Genomic DNA, 19,309 nt, shown 5'->3' with positions numbered 1-19,309 from the left:
GGTGTGTTGAGCGGTCGCCAGGGCCTTGGACAGGCTCAGGTCAGGCAACCGCCGGCCTGTACTGCGGAGGGCGCTTGCGGAGCGCCGGAGGGATGTCTCGGAACTTTTGATCCCTGATCGCACCGGCTGACTTCGACTCCGAGGTCAGCCGGTCCGAACGGAAACCAAAACCTCCGACGGCACCACTCCCTTGCCCGCCTCCACCCACCGCGCTTCTGCTGCTTCACTACCAACAACGTGCTGCCTACCGCATACGTCGTAAACGCGCGGGGCGCTGGTTGCCACCAGCGCCCCGGGTGCTGCTCAGCTGACTACTTGCGGATGCCGAGACCCTCGATGAGCTTCTTGTACCGGGTCACGTCCTTGGACTTGAGGTAGTCCAGCAGGCGGCGACGCTGACCGACCAGCTTCAGCAGACCGCGCCGGGAGTGGTGGTCCTTCTTGTGGGTCTTGAAGTGCTCGGTGAGCATGTTGATGCGCTCGGACAGCAGCGCCACCTGCACCTCGGGAGAACCCGTGTCCGTCTCGTGCGTGCGGAACTTGCTGACCAGCTCCGACTTGCGCTCCTGATGCAATGCCGACATGTGCCTCTTCCTTCGCCCACTCCGGTGGAGGACTGCTTCGAGCCGCGGTCCGCGGAGGGGTACAGACCGGGTCTCGTCCTTCTAACGAGCGGGGCGCTTATAAGCTTCGCCCCCCGCAGGGTCAACCTTCGACGCCTGCCTGCCAGGCGCCCGCGGCGCGAGACAGTGCGAAGACTTACAACCCGGGAGGGGTGAATAGTCCCGCTAGACGAGCACCCGGAGGTAGCGGAGCCGGCCGCCGACCACCTCGGCCACCGCCAGCAGTGCTCCGTCGGGGCCCATCACCCGCACCCGGCCGGGCCGCCCGGCGGGCACCTCCACCGGCACGCCGTGCGAGACACGCTGCGCCTCCGCCGCGCCCACCCGCACCGCGGGCAGTTCCGCCAGCGCGTCGGTCATGGACACCAGCCGGGACGCCAGCACGCCCTCCTTCACCAGGGCCGGCACGTCCGCCAGCGGCAGCGCCTGGGCCAGCGAGAAGGGGCCGCTCTGCGTCCGGCGCAGCGCCTCCAGGTGCGCGCCGCAGCCCAGCGCCCGGCCGAGCTCATGGGCGAGCGTCCGGACGAAGAAACCCTTGGAGCAGCGCACGGAGAGCTGCAGCCGCTCCGCGGAGTAGTCGCGCAGCACCAGCTCGTAGACGGTGACCTGGCGGGCGGCCCGCTCCACCTCCTCGCCGGCGCGGGCCAGCTCGTAAAGCCGCTTCCCCGCCACCTTCACCGCCGAGTACATGGGCGGCACCTGCTCGTACGTGCCCCGGAAGCGCGCCAGCGCGGACTCCAGCAGGGCCGGCGTCAGCGGCGGCACCGGCGCGCTCGCCGTCACCTGCCCCTGCGCGTCCTGGGTGTCCGTCTCCGAGCCCAGCCGCACCGTGGCGTCGTAGGCCTTGTCGCCCTCGGTGATGAAGCCCGCCACCTTGGTGGCCTCACCCAGGCAGAGCGGCAGCACACCGGTGGCCATCGGGTCCAGCGTCCCCGTGTGGCCCACCTTCTTCAGCTTCAGCAGCGAACGCACCTGTCGCACCACGTCAAAAGACGTGGGGCCGCCAGGCTTGTCGATGACCAGGACGCCGTCCATGTCACGCCAATATTGTGGGCCCGGGGAAGGAACTACCAGCCTTCCTTGCTCCGGACCTCGCGCAGCAGACGGTCAATCTTGTCGCCCTCACCCACGGACTCGTCGAAGGTGAAGAAGATCTCCGGCGACACGCGCAGGTTGACGGCGGACGTCACCTCGCGGCGCACGAAGCCCTTGGCGGCGTCCAGCCCCTTCTGCGTCTCCGCGCGCTCCTGCTCGCCGCCAATCATCGAGTAGAAGACACGCGCCACGCGCAGGTCGGGGGAGACCTTCACGCCGGTGATGGTGATGTAGCCGATGCGCGGGTCCCTCAGCATGCCCCGGGCGAGCAGGTCGCCAATGGCCGCCTGGATTTCCTGCCCCACACGCTCCGGTCGGGAATGCGTCGTCATTTCTTCTCCCAGTCTCGCGGGTTGCGCAGGGAGCGGGCCCGGGCCCGCGCCTCGTCCAGCGTCATCCGTCCACCGCCCGACGGAGACGGGCGGCCCATACCGGGGCCACCGTCGTTGTCACCCTCGTGCCGGCGCTCCCAGTCGCCCAGCCCCTCCGCCTCCGCCAGCGAGGCGCGCTCGCCACGCAGGAAGCGGGCAATGGCGGCCTCGGACTGCGCCGCGGCGTCCTCGGGGGATACCTCCTCCGAGTCCTCGCCGCCGGCCTCGTCCTCCACCGGAGGCCGGGCCTGGCCGGGCGAGCGCGTCGTCCCGCCGCTCGCGAAGAGCTGGTCGCCGAAGCCGAAAATCTCCGTCTCCCTCGCCATCAGCGGGGCGACGTACATCTCCTCCACGTAGTGGATGATCTTCTCCAATTGCTCGTCCACATGGCGGCGGTCATTCCCCACCACGGCCAGGGCGAGCGCGGCCTTCTGCCAGAGATCCTGGTCATCGACCTCGGCCACGGCCACGTTGAACCGTGCCTTTACCCGGTCCGTCACCCGGCGGAGCACCTGTCGCTTGGACTTGAGCGAGCCGCTGTCCGGAATCTGGAGGGTCAGGCGTGCGACACCAACAAACATAGAAGTCCCCCGGCCACCGGCGGCCGCGCATGACGAAGCGGCCACCGGGGCATCAGCACCCTGGGAAGATGGGGTCTTCCCAGGGGGTCAGGGAGGGCACGGACTGTCGACTACGTGAGGCTCTGACGAGTCTCTTCGATCTCGTACGCCTCGATGATGTCACCGGGCTTGAGGTCGTTGAAGTTCTCGATGCCGATACCGCACTCGAAGCCCTGCGCGACCTCCTTGACGTCGTCCTTGAAGCGCCGCAGCGACGCCATCTTCCCGGAGAACAGCTGCTTGTTCTCGCGCATGAGCCGCACGAACGAGCCGCGCTTGATGACGCCGTCCAGCACCGCCGCGCCGGCGATGGTGCCCAGGCGGGGCACGTTGAAGGTGTTGCGCACCTCCGCGCGACCCAGCTTCCGCTCGGTGCGGATGGGCTCCAGCAGCTCCTCCATCGCCGAGCGGACACCGTCGATGAGCTCGTAGATGATGGAGTAGCTCTGCAGCGTCACGCCCTGCGCCTTGGCCGCGGCCTCGGAGCCGGACTCGGGGTTGACGTTGAAGCCGACGACGAGGCCCTTGGAGGCCGCCGCCCGCATCACGTCGCCCTCGGTGATGGCGCCCACGCCGGAGTGGACGATCTCCACCTTGACCTTGTGCGTGGAGAGCTTCTGCACGGCCTGCTTGACGGCCTCGGTCGAGCCCTGCACGTCCGCCTTGATGACGACGCGCAGCTCCTTGGGGCCGCCGCCCGCCTTCGTCTTGGCGAAGAGCTGCTCCAGCGACTCGCGGCTGACCTTGCCGAGCTCGGTCTGCCGCTCCTTCATGTTGCGGTGCTCGGCGATCTGCTTGGCCGCCTTCTCGTCCGCCACCACGTTGATGGTGTCGCCCGCGCTGGGCACGCCGGACAGGCCGATGACCTCGGCGCAGTAGCCCGGCTTCACTTCCTTCACCTGCTCGCCGCGGCTGTTCGTCATGGCGCGGACCCGGCCGTAGTGCGTGCCGGTGACGATGGCGTCGCCCAGCTTCAGCGTGCCTTCCTGCACCAGCACCGTGGCCACCGGGCCGCGGCCGCGGTCCAGCTTCGCCTCGATGATGGCGCCCACGGACGGACGGGCCGGGTTGGCCGTCAGCTCGAGCACCTCGGCCTGGAGGGCCAGGTTCTCCAGCAGCAGGTCCAGGTTCTCCTTCGTCTTCGCGGAGACCGGCACCATGATGGTGTCGCCGCCCCACTCCTCGGGGACGAGCTCGTGGTTGGCCAGGTCCTTCTTCACGCGGTCCGGGTTGGCGCCCGGCACGTCCATCTTGTTGATGGCGACGACGATGGGCACCTCGGCCGCCTTGGCGTGCTTGATGGCCTCAATCGTCTGGGGCATCACGCCGTCGTCCGCGGCGACCACCAGCACCACGATGTCCGTCACGTCGGCGCCACGGGCGCGCATGGACGTGAAGGCCTCGTGGCCCGGGGTGTCGAGGAAGGTGACGTCACCGCGCGACGTGGAGATGCTGTACGCGCCGATGTGCTGGGTGATGCCGCCCGCCTCGCCCGCCGCCACGTTGGCCTTGCGGATGGCGTCCAGGAGGCTCGTCTTGCCGTGGTCGACGTGGCCCATGATGGTGACCACCGGCGGGCGCGGACGCTCGTCCTCGGGACGGGCCTCCACCTCGGGCAGGTAGTCCTCCACCTCGAAGCCCACACGGTCGATCTTCCAGCCGTAGTCGCCGGCAATCATCTCCGCGGTGTCCGCGTCGACGAGCTGGTTGGCCGTGGCCATCTTCCCCAGGCCCATCAGCTTCTTGATGATGTCCGCGGTGCGCACACCCATGCGCTGGCCCAGGTCGGACACGCTGATGCCCTCCTGGAGCTTGATGACCTTCTTCTCCTCGGCCATCTGGGTGATCTGCGTCTTGGCGCCCTTCTTCGTGGGCTTCTTCTTCTTGCCACGCACCGGGATGGTGACGCGGCCCCAGACCATGTCCGTCAGTTCCTGCTTGGACACGCTCTGCGTATCGCCGCTGGTGCGCTTGCGCTGGCCACGCTCCTTGTTCTTGGAGACGTCCACCAGCTCGCGGCCACGGCCCAGGTGGTCCGGGACGACCTTGTACTCACGCCGCTCGGGGATGCCGGCGCGGCCCGGGGCCATGGGGTACTGCTTGGCCTGGCCCGTGGTGGGCGTCACCCGGCGCACCTGGATGAGCGGGCGCGAGATGACGACGGCCTGCGTGGCCGTGGGACGCGCCTGGCCGGCGGAGGGCGCCACCTGGGCGTGCGGCACGCCGCCCACCATGATGGTGGGCCCCTGCGGAGCGGCCGCGCCGCCGGCGGAAGCCTGCGCACCGGCGCCCGGAGCCGCGGTGGGACGCACGGGCGGCTGGCCCGGACGAGCACCCTGCCCCTGATAGGACGGCTGCCCCTGATAGCTGGGACGACCGCCGGGACCACCCGGACGGCCACCGGGGCCACCCGGCCCACCCGGACGCCCACCCGGGCCGCCCGGGCCACCCGGACGTCCGCCAGGGCCGCCCGGCCCACCCGGACGTCCACCAGGGCCGCCCGGGCCTCCGGGACGACCACCGCCGGGCCCACCGCGCTGGACGTAACCCGGGCCTCGGGACACGACGGTCGCGGACGTGGAAGTGCTCGAAGGCGTCCGGACAGTCGGCGGGACCGGTGAGCGGGGGGGAGGTTGGGGCAAGGTGGTGCGCTCCTGAGCTGGGGAAGGTGGCTGCGCGGCGACGGGCGGCTGCACGGCGGCGCGGGGCGCCTCCACCGGGGCCCTGGGGGCCTCGGCGGGGGGCGTGGGCTGGCTCACGGCGGCGGCGGGAGCCTGGGGGGCCTCCGCTACCGGCGCGGGCTGCTGCGGGGTGGCGGCGACGGCGGCGGGAGCCTCCGGAGCCTGGGGAACGGCCTCCACCGGCCGGGACGGCTCGGCGGCACGCGGTGCTTCGGCGGGAGCCTGCGGCACCTGGACGGCCGGCGGGGCCTCGACGGAGGGAGCCCTCGACGGCTCCTCGGCCGGCGCGGCCGTGATGGCCGGAGCCTCGGGCGCCTCGTAGGCGGACTGCGGAGCCTCGGCCTGCTGGCCCTCGGCTCCCCCTTCGGCGGACGCACCACCGGCGGGCGCGCCCACCTTGCGGCGGACGACGAATCCCTTCGCCGTCACGGGCGGCGCGGCCTGCTTCGGCTTGCGCTTGTCCAGGATCTTCTGGACGGCTGCGGTCGCCTGGTCGTCATCGAGCGAAGACGAGTGGCTCTTGACGTCGTACCCGAGCGCAGCGAGCTCGTTTACGACCTCCTTGTTGTCGAGCTCAATTCCGTGGCCCTTGAGCTCCTTGGCGATTTCATGGACGCGCTTCTTCGACATATTGCCCTTGTTGGCCTTCTGCTCCGCCGGCTTCCGGGGCGCAGCACCCTAGTCCAAACCCGAAAATGTGTGCGAGTGGTCCTTAACACCCACTCCCCCCCCACACCCCTTAGCTCCCCGTCCCCGGCTTCCAAGCCTGCCCGAGCTGCGACGGGTCAACCTGCCCCGCCTTGCCGCGAAAGGCCCTGCCAAACGCCTTCCGCTTCAGCGCCGCCGTCAGACAACCGGCACCGCACAGGTAGGCGCCCCGTCCAGGCAGCCGCCGTGCCCTGTCCACTTCCACAGCGCCCCCAGGCCCTACCACGAACCGGGTGAGCTCCGCCTGCGGTCGCCGTGACCCGCATCCGACGCACGTCCGGACCGGACCTGACTCCGCGCTCTGCTCTCCCGGCACCGAACGGCCGGTCGGGCGCCCCACGTCCCCTCCCTTCCCTAGCTTACGGCGACTTGGTGGCTTCCGCGCCACCCTCCGAGGTCGCCGCCATGACGCCACGCTCGGCGTTCAGCTCCGCGCGCAGCTTCGCCTCCTCCACGAGGTAGTTCTCCGCCGCGCTCTTCAGCTGGCGGGCCTTCTTGATGCCCACACCCGGCACGTCGCCCAGCTTCGCCAGGTCCTTCTCGTTGGCGATGTCCTCCACCGTTTTGTAACCGGCGAGGATGAGCTGCTCGATGGTCTTCTCACCGACGCCACGCACGCGGGCCATGCGCTCGGGCTGGCTGAGCTCGTCCGGATGGCGACGGGCCTCCGCCAACCGGGCCTGCTCCCTTTCATAATCCATGCGGGACAGCTCCGCCTGGTCCTCCACCATCCGCTTTCGCGCGGCCTCCTGCATGGTGGGGATGCGGGCGGGGTCGAGGCCCGGCAGCTGCGCCAGCACCTCCGGGTTCGCCTCGGCCACGTCGCGGGCCTGGCGGAAGCCGTGGGCGTAGAGCGTCTCCACCAGCATCTCGTTGATGCCCGGCAGCGAGCCCAGCGAGCGGTTGGCGAACTCACGCAGCTCGCGCACCCGGCTCTCGCTGTTGATGTCCAGCTTCCAGCCGGTGAGCTGGGCCGCCAGGCGCACGTTCTGCCCGCGCCGGCCGATGGCGAGGCTGAGCTGGTCGTCCGGGACGATGAGCTCCATGGCGTGGTTGGCCTCGTCGATGATGACGCGGCTGACCTCCGCGGGCGCCAGCGCCGAGCACACGAAGCGGGCCGGGTCCTCGTCGTAGGGGACGATGTCGATCTTCTCGCCGCGCAGCTCCTGCACCACCGCCTGCACGCGGCTGCCCTTCATGCCCACGCACGCGCCCACCGGGTCCACGTCCGAGTCACGGCTGGACACGGCAATCTTGGCGCGGCCACCCGGCTCGCGCGCCGCCGCCTCGATGACGACGATGCCCTCGGCGATTTCGGGCACCTCCATCTCGAACAGCTTGGTGAGCAGGTTGACGGACGCCCGGCTGAGCACAATCTGCGGGCCCTTGGACTCGCGCAGCACGTCCAGCACGTAGGCCTGGACGCGGTCGCCCGGGCGGTACGTCTCGCGCGGCACCTGCTCGCGCACCGGCAGCACGGCCTCGGCGCGGCCCAGGTCCACGATGATGTTGCCGCGCTCGAACCGGCGGGCGATGCCGGTGACGATTTCGTTCTTGCGGTCCTTGTACTCGTTGAAGACGTTCTCCCGCTCCGCGTCGCGCGTGCGCTGCAGGATGACCTGCTTGGCCGTCTGCGCGGCGATGCGGCCGAAGCCGCGGCGGAAGGTCTTCAGGCGGAGGATGTCACCGTACTGGTCGTCCTGCGCCTTGGCCTCGGCGGCGTCCTCGTCGCGGTAGAAGATCTGGAAGACGAGCTCGTCCCCGGACTCCACCTCCATGCCCTTCTTGTGGGCCTCGGCGATGGTGATCTGATTCACCGCCTGCACCGGGTCGGTGATTTCATCCACCACGGTGATGGCCTGGAACAGCTCCACCACGCCCTTCTCGGGGTCGTACTTGGCCTCGAGGTTGCGGTCCTGGCCAAAGTGCTTCTTGGCCGCGGTCTTCATCGCGTCCTCGAGGGTGGCAATCAGCACAGCCCGGTCGATGCCCTTGTCCTTGGCGACCTGGTCGAGGACGAGGTTGAGGTTGACGCTCGGGTTGGCTTGCTGCGTGGCCATGGTCTTCTCCTAAAAGGGTCCACGGGCGTCCCCGCTCGGAGGGGCACCCTGTATGTCGACGTCTAGAACTCGAACTCCAGGTTCGCCTTGGCGATGTCCTTGAAGAGGATGTGGAAGGTTCCGGCGCCCTCCACATCCACCGAGATGCCGTCGCCTGACACCTCGGCCAGCGTGCCGGTGAAGTTCTTGCGCGGGGGGTCTCCCAGCGGCCCGAAGGTCTTCACCTTCACCTTCTGTCCCTTCACCCGGTCGAAGTGCGCCGGCTTCTTGAGCGGCCGGTTCACCCCGGGGCTGGAGACCTCCAGGTTGTACTCGTGGGGGATGAAATCCTCCACGTCGAGCGCCGGGTCCACGGCGCGCGACACCTGGGTGCACTCGTCCAGCCCGACCCGTCCGCCCGGCTTGTCGATGAACAGCCGGAGGACCCAGCCCTCGCGCTCCCGGACGAACTCCAGGTCCACGAGCTCCAGGCCTTCACCGGCGACAATGGGGTCGAGCAAGGCGACGGCCTTCTCCTCCACTGTCTGCTTGATGTTCTTCTCCGACATAGCCGGGAAACAGGTCTCCAAAAACGCGAAAAGCGGGCACGCGGCCCACTTTTCGAGGTCCATCATCGAAAAATGTGGGGCGTCCGTAGCACACGCCCCGTCGGGGTGTAAAGGAAGGACGCACCCTCGTGCTCGGGGTGAAACCTGCCCGACAGGGCAAGGAATTCCCAGGGGTTCCGAGCCCCCCGAGGGACGTTATAACGGCGCCCATGCACCTCATTGCCGCCGCGCAGATGGTGTCCACCGCGGACAAGAGCCACAACCTGGACGTCGCCGCCCGCCTCGTGCGGCGGGCGGCCGGGCTGGGGGCTCGCCTGGTGGGCCTCCCCGAGAACTTCTCCTGGATGGGCCCCGAGCCCGAGCGTCCGGGCGCCGCCGAGGACCTGGACGGCCCCACGCTGTCCCGCATGGCGCAACTGGCCCGGGAGCTGAAAGTCACCCTGCTGGCCGGCAGCGTGCTGGAGGCGGGAGCGCCGGGCGGCCGCCTGTACAACACCAGCGTCCTCTTCGGGCCCGGGGGCGAGCGGCTGGCCGTCTACCGGAAGATGCACCTGTTCGACGTGGAGGTGGGAGATGGTGCCACCTACCAGGAGTCCGCCGCCGTGGCGCCGGGGACGGAGGTGGTGGGCGCGGACACGGAGGTGGGCCGGCTGGGCCTGTCCGTCTGCTACGACCTGCGCTTCCCGGAGCTGTACCGGCGGCTGTCGAAGGACGGCGCCACGCTGCTGGCGGTGCCGGCGGCCTTCACGCTGATGACGGGCAAGGACCACTGGGAGGTACTCCTGCGGGCGCGCGCCATCGAAAACCAGGCGTACGTGCTCGCACCCGCCCAGGGTGGGAGACACTCCGCCAACCGCCTCACCTATGGCCACGCCATGGTGGTGGACCCGTGGGGGCTGGTGACGGCGCGGGCGTCCGAGGGCGAGGGGCTGGCGCTGGCGCCGGTGGACCCGGAGCTCCAGGCGCGCATCCGCAGGAATCTGCCCTGCCTGCAACACCGTCGGCTGGACTAGCGTCCGGGTGGCCGGGCCCGTTTCGCGCGGGTCCATCCCCGCTAGACTGTGCAGGTTCCCCGGACCCCCACGTGAACCGACGACGCTGGTCTCCCATGTTGCTCGCGCTCGCGCTCTCGGCCTCACCGCTCGGCTGCACCGCCGACGAGAAGGCTCCCGCGCCCGCGTCCTCCGCGCGACCGGCGCCGTCGCCCCGCGCGCACCTGCGGAGCCTCCAGGGGGCCGTGCAGGTGAAGCGCGCCGCCGCGGACGACTGGAGCCCCGCGCAGGAGGACCTGCCGCTGTTCGAGAACGACAAGGTGCGCACCGAGGCGGGCGCGCGCGCGGACCTCGTCTTCGCCAGTGACGGCGGCACGGTGCACCTGGGCGCCGACTCACTCATCGGCATCGCCGAGACGCGGCTCCGGCCGGGCCAGCAGCGCACGGACCTCACGGTGCTGCGCGGCCGCATCGACGCGGAGCTGGAGAGGCCGGCGGCGCAGTCCCTCTCCGTCACCACGCCGGCGGCCACCATCCAGGCGGGAAGGGAGATTGTCTTCCAATGAGGCTACCCCTCTTCCTGCTGCTGCCATGGCTGGCCGCCGCCGCGCAGGACACGGCGGTGGTGGGTCCCAACGAGACGCTGCGCCAGGTGGCGGAGCGCACCGTGGGGGACCCGGACGCGGCGGCGGAAATCATGGCGCTCAACGGGCTGAGCTCGGACGCGGTGGCCGCGGGCACGCGGCTGAAGGTGCCGGGCCATGACCGCGTGCTGGCGCGCAAGGCCCTGGAGACGGCGCGGACCCTCGTGGGGGACGCGGGCGCGTCTCCGGAGGCGGAGGTGCGGCTGAAGGAGGCGGAGACGCACTTCCGCGCCGGCCGCTACGCCCAGGCGTCCGAGGCGGCCAACGCCGCCGGAAAGCACGGAGCGCAGCCGCCCACGACGCACGCCTCCTCCGCCTTCTCCGTGGAGGTGGGCGCGGATGGGGGCACCACCACCGTCACCGTCAGCCGCGGCCCCCCGGTGCGGGTGGAGGCCCAGGGTGTCACCCGGCCCGTCCCCCCTGGAGAGTCGCTGCGCGTGGAGAGGGGCAACCCGCCCCCCGCGCCCGCCGCCCCCCTGGTGGCGCCCCGCCCCGCGTTGCCGGAGGATGGGGAGCTCTTGAAGCGGCGCCCGGACAAGGCGGGCCGGCTGGGGCCGGTGAGGCTGGCCTGGGCGCCGGTGCATGGGGCGGAGCGCTACGTGGTGGAGGTGTCGAGCGACAGCGAGGGCGCCTCCGTCTTCACCCAGGACGTCACCTCCGTGGACGTGAAGCTGCCCGTGCTACCGGCCGGCCGGTACCGGTGGACGGTGCGCGCGGTGGGCCCGTCGGGCCGTTCCGAGCCCAGCCTCGCCCGGCGCTTCGAGCTGGCGCCGGAGCAGCTCAAGCTCGAAGTGAAGAAGGGACAGTGGCAGTAGCCACCGGAGGAGCCGCACCGTGCGCCTGTTCAAAGCCATCCTCCTGCTGATGTTGGTGGTGAGCTTCGTCCCCACGCTGATGGTGGGCTGGCTCTCCGTGTCCCACACGCGCGAGCTGCTGGTGCGCGACGCGCAGGAGCTGGCACAGGAACGGGTGAAGCAGCTGCGGCTCAAGGCGGAGGACTTCCTGGGCGAGCCCGCCAACACGGTGCTGGGGCTGGCGCGCGTACCCGGTTTCTTCCGGCTGCCGCGGGAGGCCCAGCAGACGCACCTGGCGTCGGTGCTCACGCAGCGGCGCGAGGTGCTGGCCCTCACCGTGTTCGGTCCGGACCGGCAGCGGCTGCCGGGACTGCAGGCCTTCTCCAAGCACGACGTGCCCCCCACCGCGCTGGCCGCTCACGAGGAGCGCGCCCGCGCGCTGCTGGAGGACATCGACGGGCTGCGCTACTCGGACGCGGTGATGGAGGCGGGTGGAAGCGAGCCGGTGGTGACGCTGGCCTTCCCGGTGGGAGAGCCCGTCCAGGGCTACGTCGCGGCGGACCTGTCGTTGGGTGAGCTGCGGCGGATGCTGGAGCAGGAGCGTGTGGGCAGCACCGGCTTCGCGTACCTGGCGGACCGTCACGGCCACCTCGTCGTTGGTGGTGGCGGCGTGGCGGACCTGGGCGGGGACGTGTCGGGACGCAGTCCGGTGGCGCACCTGCTGCGGCAGCTCGAGCACAACCCGGACACGGAGCTATTCCACGTGGGCAACTTCGGCGAGGGCCGGGGCGCGGTGGTGGCCGCGTACACGGTGCTGCCGGAGCTCGGCTGGGCCATCATCTCCGAGCAGCCGGTGGAGCACGCCTACCTCCAGGTGGAGACCATGGAGCGCCGCATCCTCCTGGGCCTGGGCGGCGCCATCCTCGTGGCGCTGGTGCTGGCGGCGCTCTTCTCGCGCAACCTCACGCGGCCCCTCAAGGGCTTCACGCAGAGCGCGCTGGAGCTGGCGCGCGGGAAGTTCGGCGTGGAGGTGGACGTCCCGCAGAAGAACGAGCTGGGCGAGCTGGCCCAGACGTTCAACTACATGAGCAAGCAGCTCCTGGCGTACGACATGGAGAACCGCGGCCTCTACGAGAGCCTGGAGAAGGGCTACCTGGAGACCATCGTCGCGCTGGCCAACTCCATCGACTCGAAGGACGCGTACACGCGCGGCCACAGCCAGCGCGTGGGCGACGTGGCGGTGCAGATTGGCCGCGAGCTGAACCTCACCGAGCGCGAGCTGCGGCAGCTCCAGTACGGCGGCATCCTCCACGACATCGGCAAGATTGGCATCGTCGAGTCCATCCTCTGCAAGCAGTCGCGGCTGACGGACCAGGAGATGGCCATCATGCGAGAGCACCCGGCCATCGGCGACGCCATCATCGGTCCGGTGAGCTTCCTGGGCGCGGTGCGCGCGTGCGTGCGCCACCACCACGAGCGCTGGGACGGCACCGGCTACCCGGACCGGCTCCAGGGCGAGGACATCCCCCTGCTGGCCCGCATCGTCGCGTGCGCGGACACCTTCGACGCGTGCACCTCCACGCGCCCGTACCAGAAGGCCATGCCGCTGGAGAAGGCGATGGAAATCCTCGACAACCTCAGCGGCGCGCAGCTGGACCCGAAGGTGGTGGCGGCGCTGCGGCAGGTGCTGGCGAAGCAGGGCGTGCGGCTGGAGGGCCACCGGCTGCCCGTCAAACTCGCCTCCTGACGGGGCACGGGCGCGCGCTTCCCCCAGCCGCCGGGGCGGAAGGATGCTAGGGAAGGCCCCGTGCTGTTGAGACTCCAGACGAAGAAGGTGGAACGTTGAGCTTCTGGGACCGCATCAAGCCCGCCCCCAAGCCCGTCAGCGCGACGGATGTCCGGCTGTCCTCCGACGGCGCGCGGCTGGAGCTGGCATGGGACGACGGCGTGAAGACGGGCGCGAGCGCGCAGGTGCTGCGCCAGCAGTGCCCCTGCGCCGCGTGTGTGGACGAGTGGACGAACAAACGCACCCTGGACCCGGCGAAGGTGCCCGCGGACCTGCGCATCCAGCAGGTCCAGCCGGTGGGCAACTACGCGCTGGCCTTCGTCTTCAGCGACGGCCACACCACCGGCATCTACCCCTGGAAGCTGCTGCGCGAAGTCACCCAGCCCGCCACCTGAGGATGAAGGCCCTCGTGCCTGGAGGCCGTCCGTGAACGAACGCTATCGGCTCGTACGGCCCCTGGCCACCGGCGGCATGGCGGAGCTGTTCCTCGGCGTGGCGCGCACCGGGGACTTCGAGCGCACGGTGGCCATCAAGCGGGTGCTGCCGCAGCTCGCGCGGGAGCCGGACATCGCCCGCATGTTCCTGGCCGAGGCGCGGCTGGCCATGCTGCTGCAGCACCAGAACATCGCCACCGTCTACGACGTGGGCCAGGGCGCCGGCGGCCTCTTCCTGGTGATGGAGCTGGTGGACGGCTGGGACCTCGGCATCGTCCTGCGCACCGCCGCGCGGCAGGGACTGCGCTTCCCGCCGCACCTGGCGGCCTTCGTCGTGCTTCAAGTCCTGGCCGGCCTCTGCCACGCCTACCGGAAGCAGCACGATGGGCGCCCGGTGATGATGGCCCACCGCGACGTGTCCCCCTCCAACGTCCTCGTGTCGCGCGAGGGCGAGGTGAAGGTGACGGACTTCGGCATCGCCCGGCTGGGGAGTGGCTCCTTCACGGAGCCCGGCATCTTCCGGGGCAAGGAGGCCTACAGCGCGCCCGAGGTGATTCAAGGCGCCCCCGCCACCGCCTGGAGCGACCAGTTCTCCCTGGGCATCGTCCTGTACGAGCTGCTCACGGGCCGGCACCCCTTCCATGAGCTGCGGGAGCCCATGGCGGTGGCGTACGCCATCCTGTCCCGCGAGATTCCACCGCCCCCGCCGGACGTGCCCGCGCCGCTGGCCGCCACCGTCATGCGCATGCTGGCCCGGGCCCCCGATGCGCGCTTCCCGACGCCGGAGGCCGTGAGCGAGGCGCTCGCGCGGTGGCTGGCCCAGGCCGGAGAGCCCGCCACGTCGCACGCGCTCGCGGACTTCCTGCGGACGCTGCGGCTGGCCCCCACCCTCCGGGAGCTGGGCGAGGCGGACCCCGCCCCGCGCCTGGCCCCGCCCCCGGTACCTCCACTCGCGCAGCTGGAGTGGGCGGAGCAGGGCGCGGAGGAGGCCCTGCCGGGTGGCGCGGCGATGAGCGCCAGCGGGCGGGTGGTGCACCACTGCGCGCGCTGTGGCGCCCCGCTGTCCGCGCCGCGCGCGCCGTGTGACCGCTGCGCCGAGGAGCTCGCCCCGCCCTCGCCGGCCTTCACCCCGGTCTCCTCCACCGCGCCCATGGGGCGGCCCCCGTCTTCCTCGCGCGCGCCGGCTCCGGGGGCCACGAGCGCCAGGACGCCCGCGATGGAGCCCTCCCCCACCCTGTCCATCGCGGACGACCTCCAGCCGCGCCCCGAGACAGCCCCGGCGAGGAGCGTGCTCGAGATGCCCGCGGACTCGCTGGAGCTGGCCGAGCGCGCACCACGTCCGGAGAGCGACTGGGAGGAGCCACCGGCCCGCGGGCGCTGGAAACGCGCCCTGGTGCTGCTGGGCGGGGTGGCCGTGCTCGCGGGTGGCGGCTTCTGGCTGTGGAGCGCGCGCGGCTCGGTGCAGCGCGAGGTCTTCGCCGCGCTGGACATCCGGCCCGCCGCGCCGGTGCTCACCATCCAAAGCGAGCCCCCGGGCGCCACGGTGCGGGTGGACGGCAGGGACGTGGGCACCACGCCCGTGACGCTGGAGAACCTCTACCCCGCCACGTCCATCCCCGTGCAGGTGAGGCTCAAGGGCTACCGCGCGTGGAAGGGCACCTTCCGCGGCGGCGAGCCCGTCCAGCTCCAGGTAGCGCTGGAGCGCTGAGCCGCCGCCCCTGGCTCACTTCACCCAGCGCTGGAGCACCGAGAGCAGGAGCTTCGCCCCGCCGTCGAGGGCGGAGCCCCCCGCCCCTCACTTGACGAGGCGCAGGTGGCCCCGGCGCGGCGTCGGCGGCTCATCCTTGGGGCCCTCGGGCGGGACGTCGGTGGGCTCACTGGTCCGCTCGGCGCTGACGCTGGGCACCTCGCGCAGGAAGGTGCGCGGGCGCTCCGCGGCCACGGGCACCACCGGCACGGGCTGCGGCGGACGCGCCGAGGCGGGCTGCTGGAGCAGCTCCGGCGGCATGTCGTCCGGGTACATCCAGAACTCCTTCGTCACGTGGCTGGCGATGGCGAACAGCGCCGACCAGGGCACCGCCACCGTGAAGCGCGAGCCGGAGAAGCTCAGCGTGCAGCGCACGCCCCACTCGCCCACCGTGAGGTCGGGCGGGTCGAAGCGGTAGGAGAGGTTGAGGCGCAGGTGGGCCTCGCTCTTGAGTGACGCGGGGACGAGCACGCCGGGGCGGCGCGCGTCCAGGTGGATCATCACCATCCCCTGGTCGAGCGCGGCCAGCAGCCGCTCCTTCTTGTCGAGACCCTTCTTGTCGTCCATCCGTGTACGGCGAGAGAAATTCGGGCGCCCCTCTCAACGTCGGCGCATCGCCCGGTCCATCTCCCGCTTCGTCTCCCGCTCCTTGATGTCCTGGCGCCGGTCCTCGTGTGTCTTGCCTCGGCAGAGCCCCAGCTCCACCTTGGCCCGCCCGTTCTTGAAGTACAGCACAAGCGGGATGATGGAATAACCCCGCTCCCGCACCTTCGCCGTCCAACGGTCAATCTCCGCCCGGTGCATCAGCAGCTTCCGGCCCCGGGTGGGGAGATGGTCGAAGACGCTGGCCGCCTTGTAGGAGCCGATGTTGGCGTTGTGAAGGAAGAGCTCGTCACCCTTGGGGAGCGCATAGGCGTCCGACAGGTTGGCGATACCCTCCCTCAACGACTTCACCTCGCTGCCGGTCAGCTCCAGCCCGGCCTCCAGCTTCTCGTCTACCGTGTAGTCGAAGCGCGCACGCCGGTTCTCGGCGATGACCTTCACCCCGGGCTCACCGCCGGGTCCCTTCGACTTGCCACCGGATGCCATACGCTCCCGCGTCTCCTAACCGTCCAGCGGCATGTTGTCGATGAGGCGTGTCGTCCCGCTGAAGGCAGCGACGAGCATGCGGGCGGCCTGCCCTGGCGCCACCGAGGCCAGGGGCGTGAGCCGCTCCGCGTCCACCAGCTCCACGTAGTCCTCGCGCAGTCCCGCTGCCTCCAGCTCGCGCCGCGCGGCGCCCACCAGCGCGCCTGCCTCCCGGGTGCCCTCCTTGAGCAGCGCCTGGGCGGCCCTCAGCCCCCTCGACAGGGACAGGGCCCGCCGCCGCTCTTCCGGGGACAGGTACGCATTGCGGCTGCTCATGGCCAGCCCATCGGGCTCGCGCACTGTCGGCATGCCGACGATATCCACGCCCAGGTGCAGGTCGCGGTTGAGCGCCTTGATGACCTGGAGCTGCTGGTAGTCCTTCTCCCCGAAGAGGGCCACCTCCGGCCGGAAGAGGCACAGCAGCTGGGTGACGATGGTGGCCACCCCGCGGAAGTGGCCCGGGCGCCGCTCGCCACACAGCCCCTGGCTCACCTCCGTCACCTCCACGTACGTCTGATACCCCGGCGGGTACATGACGTGGGGGTCTTCCGGGGCGAAGACGACGTCCACCCCGGCGCTGGCACACTTCGCCACGTCCCCTTCCAAATCCCGGGGATAGCGGGACAGGTCCTCCCGGGGACCGAACTGGGTGGGGTTGACGAAGATGGAGGTGGCGACCCCGTCCGCACGACGGCGCCCCTCCCGCATGAGCGAGAGGTGGCCGTCGTGCAGGTAGCCCATGGTGGGCACCAGCGCGAGCCGGCGCCCCTCACGGCGAAGGCCCGCCGCCCACGACTTCACTTCCGCCACGGTGCGCAGGACGACGGGCGCCATGGCTAGACCGGAACCCCGTAGACAGGGCCAATCTTCTCTCCGCCCTCGGCGGCCGCGGGCACTTCCGCGCGCGCCGCGGGGTTGCCGGCCACCAGGCGGATGTTCTTGCTGGACTTGAAGGAGTGGTCCTCGTCCGGGAACGCGCCCTGGCGGACCTCGGAGAAGAAGGCGCCGGCCGCCTCCGTGATGGAGCCGTGCAGGTTGGCGTAGCGCTTGACGAACTTCGGCTTGAAGTCCGGGTTCATCCCCAGCAGGTCGTAGCAGACGAGCACCTGGCCGTCGCAGTCGACGCCCGCGCCAATGCCGATGGTGGGGATGGACAGGCTCTGCGTAATCGTGCGCGCCAGCTCCAGCGGCACGCCCTCCAGCACCAGCGCGTAGGCACCGGCCTGCTCCAGCGCCAGCGCGTCATCGAGAATCTTGCGGGCCTGCTCCTCGTCGCGGCCCTGCACGACGTAGCCGCCCATCTTGTGGACGGACTGCGGCGTCAGCCCCAGGTGGCCCATGACGGGGATGCTGGCGCGGGTAATCGCGCGCACCGTCTCCGCGAACTCGGCCCCGCCCTCCAGCTTGACGCTGCCCACGCCGCCCTCGGAGACGAGCCGGCCGGCGTTGCGTACCGCCTCGTGCGTCGACACCTGGTAGCTCATGAAGGGCAGGTCCCCCACCACGTGGGCGCGGCGCGCGCCCCGGGTGACGGCGGCGGAGTGGTAGACCATCTGGTCCATCGTCACCGGCAGCGTGGAGTCATGCCCCTGCACCACCATGCCCAGCGAGTCCCCGACGAGCAGCACGTCCGCTCCGGCCTGGTCGAGGATGTGCGCGAACGTGGCGTCGTAGGCGGTAACCATGCAGATCTTCTGGCCGATCTGCTTGAAGCGCTTCAGCGTGTGGATGGTGACCTTGTCCTTCACGGTTCACCTCCTGTTGAGTCGACGGGTTGAACGACCTGTAACGGACCCTTTCGCCCCTCGCCGTCCCCGTCAGGGGATCACCGGGGGCCAGGGGCCCGTCCACCGCACTCTAACGCCCTCCGGGCGGTCGTGGGGGCCTGGAGGACGACCTGCCCGCCGGGCGCTGGTCTCTCAGGCCCGTCGGGAAGCCTTTGGAAGGTAATGCTGGGTGCCCGGCTTCGCCTTGCGAATGGCGGCCAGCAGGTCCTCCCGGTCCGCCTCGTGGTGGACGAAGTCGATGTCCGAGGTGTCGACCACCAGCAGCGGCGTCTCCGTGTAATGGAAGAAGAACGTGTTGTAGGCGTGGACGAGCCCCTCCAGATACTCGGAGTCGAACTTGCGCTCGAACTCGCGCCCCCGCTTCTTGATGCGGTGCAGCAACACGTCCAGGCGGGCCTGGAGGTAGATGACCAGGTCTGGCTTGGTGACGCGGGGCCCGAGCGCCTCGAAGACGCGCTCGTAGAGCGACAGCTCGTGGGCGTCCAGGTTGAGGTGGGCGAAGATGCGGTCCTTGGCGAAGAGATAATCGCTGACCGTCATCGAGCTGAAGAGCTCCTGCTGGAACAGCTCCTGCTGCTGCCGGAAGCGCGACAGGAGGAAGAATATCTGCGTCTGGAACGCGAACTTCTGCCGGTCCGAGTAGAAGCTGGAGAGGAAGGGGTTCTCCTCCACCACCTCGAGGATGCGCCGGCCGCCCAGCCGCTCGGCGAGGATGTTGGAGAGACTGGTCTTGCCCACGCCAATGGGCCCCTCGACCACGATGTACCGGTAGTCCATCCGCCGAGGCCTCCCGACCGCGGAATGCGCACTGAAGCCGCGCGCCCATATCTCAGGGGGCCCGGCCACGCATCCGGGCGGATAACACAACACGGGCGTCCGAATCCGGCAATTTCGCGCGCCCGCACCCCGCGTCGGGGATGCCAGGCTCCCTTGACGCTCCGGAGGTCATCCCCTACGGTCCCCGCGATTTCCTGGCGTGTGCGCGGGGTGGTCTCCGGACATGAGTGGCGGCAGGCAGCGGGCGAAGACGGTGGTACGGCTGGAAGAGGCCCGTCAGAGCACGGCCCCCAAGGCGCCACCCGCACCGCCGGTGGAGCCGGATCCTCTCTACGGCGTGGTGCTGCTGAAGGCGGCCCTGGAGCTGAAGCGGCGGCAGGACGGCACCGTGGAGGAAATCCTCCGCGGCGTGCTGGCGCGCATGCGCATTCCCGAGGCCGAGTTCCGCGCCTGGCTGGAGCAGCAGGGCGGCCTGCTCCAGGCGCTGGGCATGCGGGGGCGCTAGGCCTCCGCC

20 protein-coding genes are annotated in these 19,309 nt (G+C 70.6%); 7 read left to right on the top strand and 13 right to left on the bottom strand.

Going from position 1 to position 19,309, the window contains the following annotated elements; all coding sequences use genetic code 11:
- Positions 1–311: 311 nt before the first annotated feature.
- The 8 genes from rpsO to rimP all read right to left on the bottom strand — a co-directional run bounded on the left by rpsO (position 312) and on the right by rimP (position 8,706).
- A complete protein-coding gene (gene rpsO / locus K8638_RS17635; RefSeq protein ID WP_223755689.1) occupies positions 312–584 on the bottom strand; it encodes a 30S ribosomal protein S15 in 273 nt (90 codons plus the stop codon).
- 204 nt (positions 585–788) lie between these two features.
- Positions 789–1,658 carry a tRNA pseudouridine(55) synthase TruB gene (gene truB, locus K8638_RS17630; RefSeq protein WP_223755688.1) on the bottom strand — a complete coding sequence of 290 codons (870 nt, stop codon included), beginning with the start codon at positions 1,656–1,658 and terminating at the stop codon, positions 789–791.
- A gap of 32 nt (positions 1,659–1,690) precedes the next feature.
- Positions 1,691–2,050 (bottom strand): 30S ribosome-binding factor RbfA, encoded by a 360-nt coding sequence (rbfA, locus tag K8638_RS17625; RefSeq protein WP_223755687.1) that lies wholly within the window; start codon positions 2,048–2,050, stop codon positions 1,691–1,693.
- Positions 2,047–2,670 carry a DUF503 domain-containing protein gene (locus K8638_RS17620; protein WP_223755686.1) on the bottom strand — a complete coding sequence of 208 codons (624 nt, stop codon included), beginning with the start codon at positions 2,668–2,670 and terminating at the stop codon, positions 2,047–2,049. The genes rbfA and K8638_RS17620 overlap by 4 nt, the downstream gene beginning before the upstream one ends.
- A gap of 110 nt (positions 2,671–2,780) precedes the next feature.
- Positions 2,781–6,020 (bottom strand): translation initiation factor IF-2, encoded by a 3,240-nt coding sequence (gene infB / locus K8638_RS17615; protein ID WP_223755685.1) that lies wholly within the window; start codon positions 6,018–6,020, stop codon positions 2,781–2,783.
- Between the two features lie 109 nt (positions 6,021–6,129).
- Complete coding sequence (locus K8638_RS17610; protein WP_370644015.1) at positions 6,130–6,324, bottom strand: DUF448 domain-containing protein; 195 nt, start codon at positions 6,322–6,324, stop codon at positions 6,130–6,132.
- A 133-nt stretch (positions 6,325–6,457) separates the two neighbouring features.
- Complete coding sequence (nusA, locus tag K8638_RS17605) at positions 6,458–8,158, bottom strand: transcription termination factor NusA (protein ID WP_223755684.1); 1,701 nt, start codon at positions 8,156–8,158, stop codon at positions 6,458–6,460.
- Positions 8,159–8,220: 62 nt separating this feature from the next.
- Positions 8,221–8,706, bottom strand: coding sequence for a ribosome maturation factor RimP (gene rimP / locus K8638_RS17600; protein WP_223755683.1), 486 nt, complete (start codon positions 8,704–8,706; stop codon positions 8,221–8,223).
- A gap of 209 nt (positions 8,707–8,915) precedes the next feature.
- On the opposite strand from rimP, the gene K8638_RS17595 reads away from it, so the two are divergent.
- The 6 genes from K8638_RS17595 to K8638_RS17570 all read left to right on the top strand — a co-directional run bounded on the left by K8638_RS17595 (position 8,916) and on the right by K8638_RS17570 (position 15,064).
- Positions 8,916–9,719 carry a carbon-nitrogen hydrolase family protein gene (locus K8638_RS17595; protein WP_223755682.1) on the top strand — a complete coding sequence of 268 codons (804 nt, stop codon included), beginning with the start codon at positions 8,916–8,918 and terminating at the stop codon, positions 9,717–9,719.
- 95 nt (positions 9,720–9,814) lie between these two features.
- Complete coding sequence (locus K8638_RS17590; protein WP_223755723.1) at positions 9,815–10,264, top strand: FecR family protein; 450 nt, start codon at positions 9,815–9,817, stop codon at positions 10,262–10,264.
- Positions 10,261–11,157: a LysM peptidoglycan-binding domain-containing protein gene (locus tag K8638_RS17585; protein WP_223755681.1), complete on the top strand. Its 897-nt coding sequence runs from the start codon at positions 10,261–10,263 to the stop codon at positions 11,155–11,157. The genes K8638_RS17590 and K8638_RS17585 overlap by 4 nt, the downstream gene beginning before the upstream one ends.
- 19 nt (positions 11,158–11,176) lie before the next feature.
- Positions 11,177–12,883: an HD domain-containing phosphohydrolase gene (locus K8638_RS17580; RefSeq protein ID WP_223755680.1), complete on the top strand. Its 1,707-nt coding sequence runs from the start codon at positions 11,177–11,179 to the stop codon at positions 12,881–12,883.
- A gap of 95 nt (positions 12,884–12,978) precedes the next feature.
- Entirely contained in the window at positions 12,979–13,317 is a 339-nt protein-coding gene (locus tag K8638_RS17575; protein WP_223755679.1) for a DUF971 domain-containing protein, read from the top strand.
- A gap of 31 nt (positions 13,318–13,348) precedes the next feature.
- Positions 13,349–15,064 carry a protein kinase gene (locus K8638_RS17570; RefSeq protein WP_223755678.1) on the top strand — a complete coding sequence of 572 codons (1,716 nt, stop codon included), beginning with the start codon at positions 13,349–13,351 and terminating at the stop codon, positions 15,062–15,064.
- An 87-nt stretch (positions 15,065–15,151) separates the two neighbouring features.
- Here K8638_RS17570 and K8638_RS17565 read toward each other — a convergent pair whose 3' ends face one another.
- From K8638_RS17565 to K8638_RS17545, 5 genes are all read right to left on the bottom strand, one after another.
- The gene (locus K8638_RS17565) at positions 15,152–15,670 is read right to left on the bottom strand and encodes a ClpXP protease specificity-enhancing factor SspB (RefSeq protein WP_223755677.1); all 519 of its coding nucleotides are present in this window, start codon (positions 15,668–15,670) and stop codon (positions 15,152–15,154) included.
- Positions 15,671–15,703: 33 nt separating this feature from the next.
- Complete coding sequence (smpB, locus tag K8638_RS17560; protein ID WP_223755676.1) at positions 15,704–16,192, bottom strand: SsrA-binding protein SmpB; 489 nt, start codon at positions 16,190–16,192, stop codon at positions 15,704–15,706.
- Positions 16,193–16,207: 15 nt separating this feature from the next.
- Positions 16,208–17,065, bottom strand: coding sequence for a pantoate--beta-alanine ligase (gene panC, locus K8638_RS17555; RefSeq protein ID WP_223755675.1), 858 nt, complete (start codon positions 17,063–17,065; stop codon positions 16,208–16,210).
- 2 nt (positions 17,066–17,067) lie between these two features.
- Complete coding sequence (gene panB, locus K8638_RS17550; RefSeq protein WP_223755674.1) at positions 17,068–17,979, bottom strand: 3-methyl-2-oxobutanoate hydroxymethyltransferase; 912 nt, start codon at positions 17,977–17,979, stop codon at positions 17,068–17,070.
- A gap of 171 nt (positions 17,980–18,150) precedes the next feature.
- Entirely contained in the window at positions 18,151–18,795 is a 645-nt protein-coding gene (locus K8638_RS17545; protein ID WP_223755673.1) for a deoxynucleoside kinase, read from the bottom strand.
- Positions 18,796–19,018: 223 nt separating this feature from the next.
- Between K8638_RS17545 and K8638_RS17540 the strand changes: the two genes are divergently transcribed.
- On the top strand, positions 19,019–19,300 hold the full coding sequence (locus K8638_RS17540) for a hypothetical protein (protein ID WP_223755672.1): 282 nt from the start codon (positions 19,019–19,021) through the stop codon (positions 19,298–19,300).
- Positions 19,301–19,309: the final 9 nt, after the last annotated feature.

The sequence above is a fragment of the Myxococcus sp. RHSTA-1-4 genome (assembly GCF_020037125.1).
GTDB lineage: Bacteria > Myxococcota > Myxococcia > Myxococcales > Myxococcaceae > Myxococcus.
This window is presented reverse-complemented; position numbering and strand designations above follow the sequence as displayed.